Raw genomic sequence first — 14,850 nt, forward strand, 5'->3', positions numbered from 1 at the left:
CATGCAAACAAACATCAACGCAGACAATTTAAACCAAGCATTAAACGCTTTATCGCAAGGCTTTCGCTCACTGAAAGGCATAGGCGATGTCGAAGCAAAATCCAGCAATGACATCCTATTTGATGAATGGGACTGGGAAGTTGGCGTCGGATTATACGGTGATTTTCGTGATGCCAAAGAACGCAACGACCAAGCCGCACTAGAACGTATTGGCCGCTGGTACGATTGGCAGATCCAACGCGGCTTACCTCGTCGCCAAGTCAATTCAACCGCTCCTATGCTAACGCTAGCACTGTTAGCCGAACACTTTCAGCGCGAAGATTGGAAAAACATTGTCGAAGAATGGGCCGACTGGATTCACACTCAAATGCCCAAAACCGATGAAGAAGGCTATCAACATCTTGTCAAAGAACGTGACAACGACGGTGAACTTTGGGATGACACTTTATTTATGGCTGCTTTATTTATGGGCGTTGCAGGCAAACTTTGCCAACGACCAGAGTGGTCTGAAGAAGCGCAATACCAATATTTATGCCATATCCGTTTTCTTGGCGACACACACAGTGGGCTGTTTTATCACGGCTGGACTTTCCTTGGTCGCCACAACTTTGCCAATGCTCTTTGGGCCCGTGGAAATGCTTGGTTAACGCTTTCTATTCCTGAGCTATTCCGTATTCTTGAGCCGCAAAGCGTCACCGCTCGACAATTAAAAAATGTGTATTTAACGCAAGTCAAAGCACTAAAGGAGTGCCAACGTGAAGACGGCATGTTTCATACTTTACTTGATGACCCTAGCTCACCTATTGAAGCATCGGCCACAGCTGCCATTGGTTATGGTTTACTGGCTGGCTGTCGTGAAGGGCTATTAGACATCACCCAATACCAAGACATGATCAATTTATGCCTAAACGCGGTGGTCACCAGAATCAATGACAAAGGCATTGTAGAAGAAGTCTCTGACGGCACTGCCATGGGACACTCATTAGATTTTTATAAGCAAATTGGCAACACACCAACACCTTATGGCCAAGCACTTGCATCACTTTTTCTATCTGAATATCGGAGCTTTACCAACAAAGCTTCTTAAACCTTTGATTAAAAAGCACAGAACGAGACCTTTACACGAAGCGATCTGCAAACCAAAACGAAACTGTTCTAACAAAGTACTGGTAAGCGCAACCTTCGTGAAAGGCCTCTAATAACAAATATAAAAAACAGGAGCACCAAAATGGCTGCCATTCAGCTCAAAAACCTTCATAAACGCTATGAGTCCATTGATGTCATGCATCACGTTAATATCGACATCGAGGATGGAGAGTTTGTCGCTTTGGTAGGACCGTCAGGTTGCGGCAAGTCCACTTTATTACGCTTAATTTCTGGATTAGAGGACATTACATCAGGGGAAATTTTATTTGATGGCAAAATTGTAAATCGGCTTTCTCCCGCCGAGCGAGAAATCGCCATGGTGTTCCAATCCTATGCGCTTTACCCACATATGACAGTGAAGAAAAACCTGTCGTTTGGCCTCGAAAACCTCAATATGGACCGTGCCATCATTGAAGAACGTATCCAAAAAGCGGCCAAGCTACTCGACCTACTACCTTATATGGACAGAAAACCCAGAGCGCTGTCTGGCGGACAAAGGCAACGGGTCGCCATTGGTCGAGCCATCGTGCGTAACCCTAAAGTCTTTCTATTTGACGAACCCCTGTCTAACCTAGACGCCAAACTGCGCGTACAAACCCGCGGCGAAATTACTAAGCTTCATAAAAAGCTAAACACCACCATGATTTATGTAACCCACGATCAGGTGGAAGCCATGACCATGGCTGAAAAAATCGTCGTGGTAAACGCAGGAAGAATTGAACAAGTCGGCAAACCTCTCGATCTTTTCGAACGCCCTGCTAACCGTTTCGTTGCTGAGTTTATTGGCTCACCCAAAATGAACATGTTTAAGGCCAAAATCACCAAGGTTGACGACAGTGGTATCGAAGTAACATCGGGTACCATCGATCATTTCACTATTCCCGTTATCTCGGAAAGCGCCAAAATAGGCGATAGCGTCACCCTTGGTGTTCGGCCTTCTCACATCGAAATTGCCGAATCTGGCATACCATTAGAAATAACTCAACTTGAGTGCATGGGACATGAAACCTTTATTTATGGATCCATGCAGGGAGAAAGTGAAGAGTTAGTCGCACACCTTCCCCATCACTTTGAAGCTGAGATTGGCGACACCATTTTCCTTCGCTTCACATCGCAATTCATGCACGTCTTCTGCGATAAAACAGACCAAGCATTTAAGAGGATAGAAGCATGAAAAATCTGTCCGCTTTCCTTTTCTCGATTCTCGATAGATTCATGCGTTTTGTTGAACTGCCGACCGTCTATTTACAGAAAAAGATTGGCGTACAACGCATGGGCTACCTGTTTGTAGCACCAAACATGGTGCTATTCTCCTTGTTCGTTTTCTTACCAGTTGGCTTAGCCATTGCTTATGCCTTTACTGGCGGCACTAACATGCTGATTTGGGATCGCCCCTTTGTTGGCCTAGAAAACTTCTCACGCCTACTGAACTGCGGCAGCTACATGAACCCTGCCAGCTGCGAGTTCGATCTTTTTTGGACCGCCGTTCACAACACTTGGTGGTATACATTACTCAACGCTACAGGCACCTTGGTCATGGCGCTGATTACCGCCGTGGTGTTAAACCGCTTAACCAAAGGCAAGGCGCTTTTCCGCTCCATTTTCTTTTATCCGGTACTGCTTTCTCCAGTGGTTGTCGGGCTTATTTGGAAATGGTTTCTTGCCCGTGATGGTCTGTTGAATGCACTGGTATTGGATCTTGGCGGTGAACGCACCATCTTCCTACTGGAAGTCTGGTGGTCTCGTTTTTGGGTGGTTTATGTGTCTATCTGGTTTCATATGGGCTTCTTCACGCTAATCATCTTAGCCGGTTTGCAAGCCATTCCAAGAGACATTTACGAAGCCGCAAAAGTCGATGGCACCAGCGAGTGGAGACAATTTTGGCGTATCACCTTGCCTTTATTGACCCCCAACTTATTGGTCGTCGCCGTACTCTTATTGATTCGCTCTGTACAAGTATTCGACGAAGCCTGGGTACTGACTGATGGTGGTGGTCCCGGAACCGCCAACACATTCATTGTGCAATTTATCTATCAAACCGCCTTCAGCTCTGAAGTTAGACTTTATGGTCTTGCATCAGCGGCATCAGTATTAATGGGCTTAGCCCTGCTCGCGCTGACGTTAATACAAGTCTGGCTAGCGAAAAAAGCGGAGTACTAATTATGCTTAAATTTTTAACCCGTACTCGTCATCACGGAAAAATGGACATTACCGATATTTTGTCTTGGCTTTGGTTAACACTCGGCACGGCCGTGATTGCCATTCCAATTGCTTGGGCCATGTTGTCTTCACTTAAAACCGAGGCTGAAGTAAACAGTTTTCCACCCAGCCTGATCCCACAATCTACAGTGAACACTCAGGTAGAAGGCTACGACAAAGACCTTTCTGTTTGGCAGTGGACCAAAACCGATGGCGAAACCAAACAAGTCGCCCTAGTGCGCCGTATTGGCATCAAAGCCACCGTCGTGGATATGGATAAACCTGAAAAAACCTTCCAAGTGCCTATTTCAGAAATCACCCAATTAAAAGACGTGCATTTTCAATGGCAGAACTATACGGACCCTCTAGAGCGTTTTGATTTTTTCACTTACATCAAAAATACGGTGTTCGTCACTGTAGTGGCGACAATATTGACGCTACTGCTGAACTCTATGGCAGCGTTTGCTTTGTCAAAGTATAAATTTCGCGGCAAAAATGCGATCTTCATGTTGATTTTATCCACCTTAATGTTGCCACTATCTGTCATAATGGTGCCAGCCTTTATCGTCATTGTCGGCTTAAATCTCGCGGACAATTTATGGGGGGTAATTTTCGCCACGGTCGCCACACCGACCGGCGTCTTTATGCTAAGGCAATACATGCTGACCATTCCCGACGATTTGATCGAAGCGGCCCGAGTTGATGCCGCGTCAGAGTTTCGGATTTATTGGCGCATTGTATTACCTCTTTGTGCGCCAGCTTTGGCGGTATTAGCAATATTCTCTGTCATATGGCGATGGAATGATTTCCTCTGGCCATTGATCGTGCTATCAAGTCCAGAAAATTACACACTACAAATTGGTTTGAATGCTTTCCAAGGGCAATTTTCGGTAGAGTGGCACTATATTCTCGCGATGACCGTTATTGCATTATTACCAGTGACCATCGTCTTTCTTGTTTTACAAAAATACATTACTGAGGGCGTAGCAGGCAGTGGAGTCAAATAAGCTATGAGTTTAAAGAAAATCTCAGAACAAAGCGGTGTCGCCATCAGTACGGTCAGTCACGTACTGAATGGCACCGCCAAAATATCTGATGACGTTCGCCAACGAGTGTTACAAATAGCCAAAGACATTGGCTATTTGGATTCTCGTATCAAGCGCGCGCAGACACCAACATTGCGTAAAATCGCCCTGTTTGTAGATTCTGATCGCCTAAGACAAACCGACGTCAATTTCGTCTCATGGACAATACTCGAAACACTGCGCAAGGAATGCGAGCAAAAAGGGGTCGAAATCGAACCCATTTTGATCGACGAAATAAAAGATGATTACAGCAAGATATCGGAACGCCTGACAAAGACGAAATGCGATGGCATTTTGGTGTACTTCGACGAAAACCAAAAGCTTCTTAATGAAGTCATCAATACGGCTTTGCCCTGTATTTTGCTCGCAGGGCAAGAACCCGGCATGCATATTGGATCAGTCGGTATTGGCGATAGAAACGGGGCTCGTCTGGGTGTTGAGCATCTGATTGAACTGGGCCACCGTGACATTGGCATTGTCTCTTGGCCTGGGCGCTATACCATCCGACAACGACTTGATGGTTTTAAGGAAGCCATTAACGAGCACCTCGAACTGGGCCTTTCAACCACAGACATTCAACTGGACAGTTTTCAACCAGACATTGCTGAAAAAGGCATGACAAAATGGTTGGAACAGAACCCAGACCTAAATCAGGTGACCGCCTTCTTTTGTCTTGCCGACAACGTCGCTATCGGCGTCTTGAATGCCTTGCAAAAGAAAGGCATTCAAGTGCCAGAAGATGTTTCTATTCTAGGGTTTGACGATGTATTTGCAGGCCAAATGATGAAACCGGCCCTATCAACCGTTCATGCGCCGCTGCATCACATTGCCCGCTGTGCCTTGGAAGAGCTCGAACTTCTCACTCGTCGCACAAGCAAAAATGCACCAGCGCGAAGAGTAGAGCTCGGTTGTCGTCTCATTGAAAGGCAATCGTGTAAAGCGGTGTAGAAAAACGATATAGAAAAGCGACGTTAAGCCAAACCCAATTTCGCAAAGACTTTGGGCTTGGCTTTTTAATGACTTCCACCCACCTCTTTTTCGAACCACTCCACATCCCAGTATTGGCCAAATTTTCGGCCTACTTCTCGGTAGATACCAACAGATTCAAAGTCGAATTTTTCATGGATAATACGTGAAGCTTCATTAGGTAAGGTGATGCCCGCGTAGGCACGATGTACGTCTTCTGTTTCCAGTTGCTCAAAAAGCTCAAGGTACAAGGCGGTTCCCAAACCTCGGCCTTTTGTATTTGGCTTGAGGTAAATACTCACTTCTACTGAGGTTTCATAGGCACGTTTTGGCTTGAATGGTCCGCTACAAGCGTAGCCAAGAATATCACCGTCTTGTTCGGCCACCAGTAACCGGTGCCGACCGGTTAGAGCAAATTGCGCAAACCAAACCGCTCGGCCGTCGATTGTGTAAGGCTCAATATCAAAAGTCGCCGGCGTGTTCACTATGTAATGGTTATACAGATCCGTTAACGCAGGTAGATCCTCAATCACAGCAGGACGAATTTGAACACTCATGTTATCTCCCAGTGGTAATTATCTAAAGCTACATTACTTTCAACAACATAGCGTTTTATTAAACGTTATTCCATCAACTCTGGCCATCTTGCCGACCAACAACAATAGTGAAGATACAAAATGACGAGTGCGGGGATTTATTCATCTAACCCTAGTTGTTTGCATTAACACTCATATCCTTCTATTTTCACACAATTCCGACCCGTTTTTTTGGCAACATAAAGCGCTTGATCTGCGCGTTGCAGTAGGCTATCTAGGTCATCATTGGGCTGATAAAGGGCACAGCCAAAACTACAGGTAACCTGAAAGCTTTGCTCGTCATGGATAATCACACTGGTTTCGATTTTTTTTCTGATACGCTCAGCGACTAAGGTCAAGGTTTTCAAATCAGTACAGGGCGTAATAATAGCAAACTCTTCGCCCCCCATTCTGGCAGCAACATCATTTGACCGTATGCTTTCACAAATTGACTGGGCCATGCTTTGTAAGGCCTTATCGCCTGCGGCATGTCCGTAACGATCGTTCACGCTTTTGAAAAAATCAGCATCCATCTGAATCATGCCACATAGGGTATTGTCCTGCTTTGACTGAGAAATAATGCGCTTTCCGTTACAAATAAAAGATCGCCTGTTTGCGATGTTCGTCAGAGCATCGGTACGAGCCTCTTTCTCTGCTCTTTGCTTCTCTGATAGCAGTTGCCGTGTTTTCTCTTCAACCTGTTTTTCCAGCTCTGCTGCATGGTTTTGTACCAGTAATAAATAATCCTGTTCTATTTTTTCATTAGCTTTTTGTGTCTGTCGTGCCTGTAAAGTCAGTGTTATAAACAGTAGCGTGGTTTCAACAATGGCTGCGATAATTGGGATATGAAGAGCGGTAATATCCTGCACCAAGAGCCCATTATCCCGAAACGGGTAACTGAAAACCGCATAGGTATATAACAACCATGCACCACTAAATATGAGTGCCAACGAGTTACCTTGTCGCCACCTTAATAGCCCAGAAAAAATTAGCAACGGGAAGCCCAGCATACTGACTTTTAAAAAGTCGATGCTCAAACTGTACATTCCAAGATAAAAAAGTGGGATTTGCGACACTCCCACCAAAACATTCAGCCTTAACAGAATATCGAGTTTTGGCAGATACTTTTTTGTCTGCAAAAAAGCCCGCCCAAACATCATGGCAAACGCGACCATCAAACCAGAGTAAATCCAGAAGTGCTCTATCAAACTCGCGCTGTTTGTAATGTTGGGAATCAGGCCAGAGGTTTTCCCCCACACCAGAATAGAAAAGAAAATATAGCCACTGTAATACAGGAAACTCGATTGACGCAGACTGATAAAAAGAATCAAAGACAGCAGCATGATAATCAGGAAAATACCAAATACCGTGCTATAGAAGACAATCTCAAGAGTCTTTGCGGATTCAAGCGCTTTGGGATTCCATATTAGAAAATCCACATAAACCGCTTGGCCTGTTTTATCAGCCGTTTTAACAAAATATTGCCGAGTTTCACCAGGCTTTAAGATTGTTTCAAAAACGGGTCGCAGCTGATTAAGCGGCCGTTTAGCCCCCGCCTCCCGGATCGTAGAAAAGTCTTCATCAAACTCTTCTGGAGATGATACATCCCGCTGGAAAAGCCAAATATCTTCAGGAATGTGGTTAAGATATTCTAAATAAAGGGTGTGCTCTTCATCGGTTGAGTTATGCAGCTTAAACGCCATCCAAATCGAACTGCTCGGGTAACCTATACCGGAATAGCCCGATGCAACAACCTTAAAGCGCCCCGCTTGTTCTAAGGCGGCGGCTTCATGCACAGTTAAGCGATATTCCGGGTCTTCAAAATAAGAGATTCGGGGAAACACAGAAACGCCACTTTCCGACCCCGTAATACTAACCGCTTCTGTCTCTGCCGCAGATGTAGAGGATAAAGAGAGAGCGAAGATAAAGAACCCAAAAATTAAACACAACCGTCTTAGTGTCAAAATACTCCGCACCTCTGTAATGGTAATCACCTAGTCAGGTTAAGTTTATACCAGCATTGTAGGAATTGAATATACTAGGGGTTCACTGAGTAAAATCATTTTAAATTAACAGACACTATGCGCGAATTCCGTGCACGAACCATTCGAGTCAAACTATTATAATCAGATACAGAATACGCGGGGGTATTTACCTAACTCTCAATACATGTGTTTTGGCCTAATACCCAAAAGGCATTGGCTGCTAGACGAACAACGACAACGCCTCTTAATTACATAAAAAAGGCAACCTATTGCTAGACTGCCTTTGGTTTTCTCTTACTCTTGGTGTAAAAACACCCTTATAATTATTTTCCGCCAGAGACCGCAAAGCCGCTAAAGCCACCCATTGGCAGGTCGGCCATTAAAGTTGCTACGCCTGTCATAAGGTTCATAGAATAAAGCCCAGCTTTTGATGCCCCTTCGAGCTGCAATACAGCGTAAGCGGCGTCAGAACCTTCTTTGGCAGAAACAATATCGAAGCCACCCATTGATGATACGTCTACAGCCTTGCCATTAATGGTGATCTTAGCAACGGTTTTTAATTCGCCTGCATTATTAGCAAGGCTGACCAAAGAGTCTGTTTTACTGTCTAACGCAAACTGGAAAGTGCTCGACGCTTTTGCACCGGCAATGGCGTTCGTGTAAGCGTTTGCAAAAATCTCAGGCGTCATGCCTTCGTTGCTGTCGCCTTTTGCATAGAATGTTGAGGTGAATTTTAATACTGAATTGGCACGCTTATCTTCTTTACCAAAACCAACTGGGAAATACACCAAGTTTGTACCATCAGAACCCACCATACGAACGGCATCGATTTTGTTATTAAAATCCATCGCGGTTGCAGAAGCACCCTTAGAAATCATGACACCTTTTGTGAAGCTAGCACCAAGATCGGTTAGCTTACCTGTCTTAGTATCAACAGCATAAACCGCGCCGTTGGAATAACCCAACAGCTCGTCAGTGACGGGGCGATAAGCCACGGCATCCAGCTTATTACTTAGCGTAAAAGTATCCATTTTAGCAGGAGACGCGATAGACCCCATTGTGATCAAGGTCGTTCCATTGTTAGCAAGGGCGTATCCAGCGATAGGACTATCTTGATCTGATGTTCCATAAAAGCCAGTTGAACAAGCAGAAACAGCGAAAGCAGTTGTGGCAGCAATAATTGTCTTTTTCATCATAATCATCCTATATGAGTTGTATTAGTAAACTGGGTGTCACCCAGTTGGGTGGCTCATACAGAGATACTCATCTTTTTAAAAAAGGTTTCAGATAAATGATAATTTTTTAAAAAATTTTTTGGGTGATAAAAATGCGGGGGTAATGAAGAGTGATCATAGAAGCTCCATAAACGGCCACCCATAACGAATCGGCTTAGGTTGTTTGTCATCCTCCACTTGAGATAAAACCAACCCAGTACCATAATCAGGTATTATTTGGTATCAAGGAGATCGCAATGGCGAAAAATACTAGCATTACGCTTGGTGAACATTTTGATAGCTTTATCAGTAGCCAGATCCAAAGTGGACGCTATGGCTCAGCAAGTGAAGTGATTCGCTCCGCTTTACGTTTACTCGAAACACAAGAAACAAAAATGAACACCTTACGACAGCTGCTCGTTGAAGGTGAAGAAAGTGGTATGGCGGATTATGACCTCGATTCATTGATCAATGAACTCGATAACGAAGAGACAAAATGAAACCATTCCAACTTACCATCAAGGCAAAATCCGATTTGAAATATATTGCCTTATTTACCTTCCGTCGGTGGGGGCGAGAGCAGCGAAATATTTATCTAAAACAATTCGATGAGTCATTTTGGCTATTAGCTGAAAACCCTGACATTGGCAAAGCATGTGATGAAACCAGAAATGGCTACCGAAAGTTTCTGCAAGGAAGCCATGTTATTTTTTATCAACAAATTGATAGCCAACACATCCAGATAATCAGAATCTTGCATAAGAGCATGGATGTGAATCCAATGTTTGGGGCATAACGTCTTAATTCAGCTGCCGCGTTAGCGGTCGGCTGGAATGATTTGTTAGCTGTCTTTATTATCATCTGAATATTCTAAAATATCCCCAGGCTGACAGTCTAAGTGCTTACAAATTGCATCTAATGTTGTCATTCTGATTGCCTTCGCTTTTCCTGTTTTTAGTATAGATAGATTTTGCTCTGTAATACCAACTAACTTAGCCAGTTCATTTGATTTCATTTTCCTACTCACCAAGATGAGGTCAAGATTGATTCTAATAGTCATTGAAAGCGCTCATACAGTCATTTGATTTTCTTCAGCTAATTTTCTACCTTCGTCCACAATCCAAGAAATAACATAAATAAAAGTAGCCACAATAATTACAATCAACTGCTCAGAACCAAAGCCAATGCTTAACCCCCTTTCTCCAATTGGATTGCTCCAAGAAAAGATAACACTTTTGCCCGATTCATAGGCAATAGATAAAAACACCCAGAGGAGTAATAGTCTTGACGTTGTCTTAAATAGACTTACATGCGTCATTGAAAAAACAATTCCCTCTTTATAGTATGAAAACAGTTTCCTTACATTAAGCAATATTAATATCAATGTACTTAGAGGAAGTAAGCTTGAAATAAAGCCTATCGCTTGCATTTCTAGTGGAAGCGCGTGAGCTTCTATTGGGGATGAATTAGCTGACATTATTGGGTATTGATTAATAAAAAACCAATAAGACACATAATAAACGGGAACAATGGCAATACTTATTGACAAAATAAAGTGAATAAAACTACTTAAATATTTTATTTTTGATGACTGTTGCATACTATAACTCCATAACGACTGTTTAAGTTGCAAAATATATTACATTGACAGTTATCTAAAAACAATAAGTAATTATCGTTTTTCGATAAATTAACTAAAGATAGTTTAGAATGCGACTGTAGCAGCTAACGCCGCATTAAGGTGTGAACAACGCGACCACTGAACCTAACCATACCACCGTAAACACTGAACTCAACGATGGAATGAAAAATGCCAAGCATTGAGAATCACCCTTTAATGCTTTGTTATGGCGCTGAACTTGAAGCTAACTGCTGAACGTCTATGAGGTCTACTTCCCTACCCAATATTCGCTTATATTCTACCAACTGATGAACCGGAATGACCTGTAATTCAATACCTTGATAGCTTTTGACAACTGACTTTGAGAAGTCGATTTCAAGTTGGTGCCACGAACCATCCAGTGAAGATTGGATCTTGGTATGTTGAGCCAAACCTATTTCAACTTTTTGATTTCGATAGATTAACTGAAAATACTCTAAGTCCCAGCCATATTCCGAGTAATGAGTAAGTGGCTTAGAAACATACTGTGAAACATGAGCTAATACTTTTTTTGCATCTGAATTGTGGATATAGAGGTCGATGTCTGCGACTTCACGACTGCCACCATGAATCGTTGCCGCCAACCCACCGACTATTTGATACTCGATATTCTCCGATTCCAAAAGACCTTTGAGCCAGTTCAAGGCTACTTTTACTTTCTCGCTCATATAGTTCCCTTAGCTGATTCTATCCCTGCGCCATAACGCCCGCATCATGCGCCGCCGAAGGCGGTCGCATGGATGGGCTTGTTATGTTCAATACTCCCAGTCTCTGTATGTTTCATTTTGAGTTTTCATATCCTCATACAGCCAGACCATTCTATCCAAAAACCAGCTTTTCCCGAGATATGCCATCATTACTCCAAATACAGCTCCCCAGACTGAGTAGTAAATAGTTGACCAGATGGATAAGAGTAGCCCCACTGAAGATATCCCATTCAAAATATTGTGTAGAGCCGTAGTGTGATGATCTGGAAGTGGAATATTATCTCTGTTCAAGTAAACTCGTTCTCCCAAAACAGCTTTGGACGCCCAGTTTTTTGTTGATTTTGGTTTATCGAATAAAATCGGATTAAAAAACATCCAAAGAACTGAAACCAACCCTGGTACTAAGCACCACCACTCAATCCAAGTCCGGCTCCAGAAAGCAATAACTATAAAGGGTAAGACTGAGTACCTAGTCCAGACACTTATAGGATTTGCATGTTTCATCCAGTTTTCATCAGTTAAGCGAAATACATTTGCAACCTTTCTTTCGAATGTCATTAGGCTTGCTTACCTCGAAATTGATAGAAGAACATAACGTTTAAGTAAGGGGCGCGACGTTAGGAGCGTCCCAGCGAGCAGAGCGAGCGAACTTGACTTGCTTGTTAGATGACATTTTCACGTTAAGTTTAACCCGCCATCAGATAAGATAATTTCACCAGTTAAATAGGAACTATTGATTAACATTGCTGCTACATAGGCTATTTCTTCTGGTTGGGCACCGCGTTTCATTGGCGCTTTATTTTGCCAAAGCTCACGCGCAGCAGCCCAATCTTTGCTCATGGGGGTATGAACTAATCCAGGGGCTATTGCGTTGACTCTAATATTAGGCCCCAAGTTCAAGGCCAGAAGTTTCGTCATGTGATTAAGTGCAGCTTTAGTGACCGAATAAGGAATTGATGCGCCTTTAGGTCGAATACCTGCGTGAGAACTGATATTTAGAATACAACTAGGCGTATTTTCAGAAGACGAGTTTTTTAGCATTGATTCAGCTTCAGAAATAAGTGTCCAAGGAGAAATAACATTCACCTCATAAAGCTTTCTCCATATTTCAGGAGTAGCTGCTTTTAGATCTGCATGTTCAATAACCTCTGTTAGCGCTGCGTTATTTACTAATACATCTAAGCGACCATACTTGGAAGAAACTTGCTCAATAAGTGCTTTTGATTCGGTTTGGTTCGACAAGTCGGCTTGGATATAGGAAGCATTTTCACTTTGTGATGCTAGAGCTGCTCCTTCCTCTATAGATGAACGCGAATGGTAAACGACAGAAAAACCTTCTGAAGCAAGTTGATTAGCAATTGCCTTTCCAATCCCTGATGTTGAACCCGTAACTAGAGCGACTCGATTTTCCATAATTTTCACCTGATTTGTAAGGCTAAGGTTTCATCTAACGCCAGCATTTGCGGCTGATTTGGAGCGCAGCGGAAAAGCAGTCCGGCAACATGCGCTTGTTAAGTTTTGTCTGTATTTGCAACAAAGTGATTATAATATTTTCGCGCTTCTTCCTCTGGCCCTAACGCAACGTCAATAAGCATTTGAAGACCCCATACAGGGCCGGGAATCACCTGCTCTAAGTCTAGGTCTTCGGGGTAAGCATCTGGGTCTATGGCCATTTCTAAGTTTTCAAACCACCAAATCTCTATTTTTCTCAGTAGACCGACCATTTCTTCAAACGCTTCAGCGACATCAAAGTCTACACCTGACGAAGCAAAAGTGAGCATTTCGTGGGCCAAGGTGTTACGACACCTTTTAATATGTTCGAATCTTTCTAAATCTTTATCATCAATAGCATGCATATCTTGCAACCATTTCAATGATGCGTAGAGAGGACTTCTATTTAGGCTAAGCACCTTTTCTTTATATTCAGGACTAACAATCATCCCATTTTCGTCAAATCCATTTGTAAAAAAGCCTTCTATCTTTTCAATAATACTGCTCTTGAGCATTTCGAAGGCCATTGAAAATATAGAGGCGGTAATAATATTTGTTTTAAGCGTCTCAGGGTGAAGTGCCCGTTCCCATGACGCTTTTACTTTTTCATCCATTTTTGATCTCGATAAAGAAACTTAACGCCGCCGTAAGAGGCGGAAAACGCTTGGCTATAATTAGCGACGAAGGACCGCAAGCCAAGCGTTTTGCGTCCTTTCTTGACGGCTTTGTTATGTAATTTTAATACAGTAGGTCAGCGTACTTATCTGGTAGAACCGCAAACTCTCCCCAGCCTACACCTTCTATCGACAATCCAATCCCACTTTCTGTAACTGTACCAAACATAATTACAATTTTCCCTTTGGCATTATCGTCAATACCATGGTCTCTTGAAATTTCATCTGTAGCCTTAAGGCAAAAATCCACAAACTCACCTCTAGGGTATTCAAACATTGTTTGCCTAATGTTCTGTGGGGTTGGGCCGCAATTCCACGACCGACTCACTTTCGCAAAATAGAACTTTGGAACTTCATCTGTTTCTGTAACATTTCTAATATCAACCAAAAGGTTATTAAGTTGAATTGCGTTTTTTCTACCAGGAAGATGAAAGTACTTATATAGGTTTTTATTAAAATTCCGACAAAGCCCTCTCATAGTGGTGATTCGTGAGGGTAAGCTAAAAGTTTCGCCACTATGTCTACCGATAGGAACTTCTGCCAAGTCACCATCAACGTCTTCCACTGGTTCACCTTGATATTGCTGCGGGTTATCAATTTTAGGAGGTTTTGGTTTTTCCTTCATAAAACCTTTTACCACTACCAGTTCTTCATCCTCTATAGCTTTCTTGGCGATTTCTTCAGAGTCGTAACGCTTTCCCGGTGCTTTTTTTACTCTCAAACTACATGTAGACTGGTGTTTTCGACTATGGGCATAAAATGCTTTTCTGCCATTGGCATCATAGTCTTTCTCCTCTGGAGATCGAAATAAACTGGCACTGCATTCAGGACAAAAAATATGCCCTTTCATATCCTTTGTGTATTCCGTGGTAGTTACTTCAACACCATCTTTTTTCAGGACTTTTTTATCACCTGTCTCAAAGTCCCAATATTCAAGATATAGTGCAAATTTTATTTGATTGTTATCTTCCATAAGTTTAACTCTAATCTTCCAGAATCACATAACGAGGCTGTAGAATTTCTACTTCTCAGCCTACTTAATTAATATAAATCCACAATATTTCACATACACCCAAGATTCAACAGGTGATTCTATTTTTAATCATAGACTGATGATATAGAGCCATAAATGAAGCGTGATCACGGCG

General features: G+C 42.8%; 17 protein-coding genes. 7 read left to right on the forward strand and 10 right to left on the reverse strand.

All coding sequences use genetic code 11. The features are described 5' to 3' along the window. The first annotated feature begins 1 nt into the window (after position 1). The 5 genes from bglB (at position 2) to DFP80_RS14550 (ending at position 5,378) form a co-directional block, all read left to right on the forward strand. Positions 2–1,087, forward strand: coding sequence for a beta-galactosidase BglB (bglB, locus tag DFP80_RS14530; RefSeq protein WP_113917528.1), 1,086 nt, complete (start codon positions 2–4; stop codon positions 1,085–1,087). A gap of 141 nt (positions 1,088–1,228) precedes the next feature. After that, positions 1,229–2,320 (forward strand): ABC transporter ATP-binding protein, encoded by a 1,092-nt coding sequence (locus DFP80_RS14535; protein WP_113917529.1) that lies wholly within the window; start codon positions 1,229–1,231, stop codon positions 2,318–2,320. Further along, a complete protein-coding gene (locus tag DFP80_RS14540; protein ID WP_113917530.1) occupies positions 2,317–3,306 on the forward strand; it encodes a carbohydrate ABC transporter permease in 990 nt (329 codons plus the stop codon). Before DFP80_RS14535 ends, DFP80_RS14540 begins: the two co-directional genes overlap by 4 nt. A 2-nt stretch (positions 3,307–3,308) precedes the next feature. Continuing rightward, complete coding sequence (locus DFP80_RS14545) at positions 3,309–4,352, forward strand: carbohydrate ABC transporter permease (protein WP_113917531.1); 1,044 nt, start codon at positions 3,309–3,311, stop codon at positions 4,350–4,352. A gap of 3 nt (positions 4,353–4,355) precedes the next feature. Further along, positions 4,356–5,378 (forward strand): LacI family DNA-binding transcriptional regulator, encoded by a 1,023-nt coding sequence (locus DFP80_RS14550; RefSeq protein ID WP_113917532.1) that lies wholly within the window; start codon positions 4,356–4,358, stop codon positions 5,376–5,378. A 65-nt stretch (positions 5,379–5,443) separates the two neighbouring features. Here the strand turns inward: DFP80_RS14550 and DFP80_RS14555 are convergent, their stop codons facing one another. The 3 genes from DFP80_RS14555 to DFP80_RS14565 form a co-directional block, all read right to left on the reverse strand. Further along, positions 5,444–5,953, reverse strand: a complete 510-nt coding sequence (locus tag DFP80_RS14555) for a GNAT family N-acetyltransferase (RefSeq protein WP_113917533.1) — start codon at positions 5,951–5,953, stop codon at positions 5,444–5,446. Between the two features lie 164 nt (positions 5,954–6,117). Then, positions 6,118–7,935, reverse strand: coding sequence for a sensor domain-containing diguanylate cyclase (locus DFP80_RS14560; RefSeq protein ID WP_158601367.1), 1,818 nt, complete (start codon positions 7,933–7,935; stop codon positions 6,118–6,120). Positions 7,936–8,279: 344 nt separating this feature from the next. After that, positions 8,280–9,149, reverse strand: a complete 870-nt coding sequence (locus DFP80_RS14565) for a DUF4394 domain-containing protein (protein WP_258546987.1) — start codon at positions 9,147–9,149, stop codon at positions 8,280–8,282. A 278-nt stretch (positions 9,150–9,427) separates the two neighbouring features. Between DFP80_RS14565 and DFP80_RS14570 the strand changes: the two genes are divergently transcribed. Continuing rightward, positions 9,428–9,670: a type II toxin-antitoxin system ParD family antitoxin gene (locus DFP80_RS14570; protein WP_113917536.1), complete on the forward strand. Its 243-nt coding sequence runs from the start codon at positions 9,428–9,430 to the stop codon at positions 9,668–9,670. Continuing rightward, complete coding sequence (locus tag DFP80_RS14575; protein WP_113917537.1) at positions 9,667–9,966, forward strand: type II toxin-antitoxin system RelE/ParE family toxin; 300 nt, start codon at positions 9,667–9,669, stop codon at positions 9,964–9,966. Before DFP80_RS14570 ends, DFP80_RS14575 begins: the two co-directional genes overlap by 4 nt. Before the next feature lie 45 nt (positions 9,967–10,011). Here the strand turns inward: DFP80_RS14575 and DFP80_RS14580 are convergent, their stop codons facing one another. The 7 genes from DFP80_RS14580 to DFP80_RS14610 form a co-directional block, all read right to left on the reverse strand. After that, positions 10,012–10,230 carry a helix-turn-helix domain-containing protein gene (locus DFP80_RS14580; RefSeq protein WP_113917538.1) on the reverse strand — a complete coding sequence of 73 codons (219 nt, stop codon included), beginning with the start codon at positions 10,228–10,230 and terminating at the stop codon, positions 10,012–10,014. A gap of 9 nt (positions 10,231–10,239) precedes the next feature. Then, complete coding sequence (locus tag DFP80_RS14585) at positions 10,240–10,770, reverse strand: DUF2975 domain-containing protein (protein WP_113917539.1); 531 nt, start codon at positions 10,768–10,770, stop codon at positions 10,240–10,242. A gap of 245 nt (positions 10,771–11,015) precedes the next feature. Next, positions 11,016–11,498 carry a nucleotidyltransferase domain-containing protein gene (locus DFP80_RS14590; protein WP_113917540.1) on the reverse strand — a complete coding sequence of 161 codons (483 nt, stop codon included), beginning with the start codon at positions 11,496–11,498 and terminating at the stop codon, positions 11,016–11,018. A gap of 87 nt (positions 11,499–11,585) precedes the next feature. Then, positions 11,586–12,095: a DUF6653 family protein gene (locus tag DFP80_RS14595; protein WP_113917541.1), complete on the reverse strand. Its 510-nt coding sequence runs from the start codon at positions 12,093–12,095 to the stop codon at positions 11,586–11,588. Positions 12,096–12,212: 117 nt separating this feature from the next. Next, entirely contained in the window at positions 12,213–12,950 is a 738-nt protein-coding gene (locus DFP80_RS14600) for an SDR family NAD(P)-dependent oxidoreductase (protein ID WP_175020618.1), read from the reverse strand. A gap of 98 nt (positions 12,951–13,048) precedes the next feature. After that, positions 13,049–13,642 carry a hypothetical protein gene (locus tag DFP80_RS14605; RefSeq protein ID WP_113917542.1) on the reverse strand — a complete coding sequence of 198 codons (594 nt, stop codon included), beginning with the start codon at positions 13,640–13,642 and terminating at the stop codon, positions 13,049–13,051. Positions 13,643–13,766: 124 nt separating this feature from the next. Continuing rightward, a complete protein-coding gene (locus tag DFP80_RS14610) occupies positions 13,767–14,675 on the reverse strand; it encodes a hypothetical protein (protein ID WP_113917543.1) in 909 nt (302 codons plus the stop codon). Positions 14,676–14,850: the final 175 nt, after the last annotated feature.

The sequence above is a fragment of the Marinomonas rhizomae genome (genome assembly GCF_003315485.1).
GTDB classification, from domain to species: Bacteria; Pseudomonadota; Gammaproteobacteria; order Pseudomonadales; family Marinomonadaceae; genus Marinomonas; species Marinomonas rhizomae.

Excerpts from the sequence above, each read along its gene's own strand:
- DFP80_RS14550 (WP_113917532.1), top strand. The coding sequence starts at position 4,356 with ATGAGTTTAAAGAAAATCTCAGAACAAAGCGGTGTCGCCATCAGTACG.
- DFP80_RS14595 (WP_113917541.1), bottom strand. The coding sequence starts at position 12,095 with ATGACATTCGAAAGAAAGGTTGCAAATGTATTTCGCTTAACTGATGAA.
- DFP80_RS14605 (WP_113917542.1), bottom strand. The coding sequence starts at position 13,642 with ATGGATGAAAAAGTAAAAGCGTCATGGGAACGGGCACTTCACCCTGAG.
- DFP80_RS14585 (WP_113917539.1), bottom strand. The coding sequence starts at position 10,770 with ATGCAACAGTCATCAAAAATAAAATATTTAAGTAGTTTTATTCACTTT.
- DFP80_RS14580 (WP_113917538.1), bottom strand. The coding sequence starts at position 10,230 with ATGACTATTAGAATCAATCTTGACCTCATCTTGGTGAGTAGGAAAATG.
- bglB (WP_113917528.1), top strand. The coding sequence starts at position 2 with ATGCAAACAAACATCAACGCAGACAATTTAAACCAAGCATTAAACGCT.
- DFP80_RS14570 (WP_113917536.1), top strand. The coding sequence starts at position 9,428 with ATGGCGAAAAATACTAGCATTACGCTTGGTGAACATTTTGATAGCTTT.
- DFP80_RS14565 (WP_258546987.1), bottom strand. The coding sequence starts at position 9,149 with ATGAAAAAGACAATTATTGCTGCCACAACTGCTTTCGCTGTTTCTGCT.
- DFP80_RS14590 (WP_113917540.1), bottom strand. The coding sequence starts at position 11,498 with ATGAGCGAGAAAGTAAAAGTAGCCTTGAACTGGCTCAAAGGTCTTTTG.
- DFP80_RS14610 (WP_113917543.1), bottom strand. The coding sequence starts at position 14,675 with ATGGAAGATAACAATCAAATAAAATTTGCACTATATCTTGAATATTGG.
- DFP80_RS14540 (WP_113917530.1), top strand. The coding sequence starts at position 2,317 with ATGAAAAATCTGTCCGCTTTCCTTTTCTCGATTCTCGATAGATTCATG.
- DFP80_RS14575 (WP_113917537.1), top strand. The coding sequence starts at position 9,667 with ATGAAACCATTCCAACTTACCATCAAGGCAAAATCCGATTTGAAATAT.
- DFP80_RS14535 (WP_113917529.1), top strand. The coding sequence starts at position 1,229 with ATGGCTGCCATTCAGCTCAAAAACCTTCATAAACGCTATGAGTCCATT.
- DFP80_RS14555 (WP_113917533.1), bottom strand. The coding sequence starts at position 5,953 with ATGAGTGTTCAAATTCGTCCTGCTGTGATTGAGGATCTACCTGCGTTA.
- DFP80_RS14545 (WP_113917531.1), top strand. The coding sequence starts at position 3,309 with ATGCTTAAATTTTTAACCCGTACTCGTCATCACGGAAAAATGGACATT.
- DFP80_RS14600 (WP_175020618.1), bottom strand. The coding sequence starts at position 12,950 with ATGGAAAATCGAGTCGCTCTAGTTACGGGTTCAACATCAGGGATTGGA.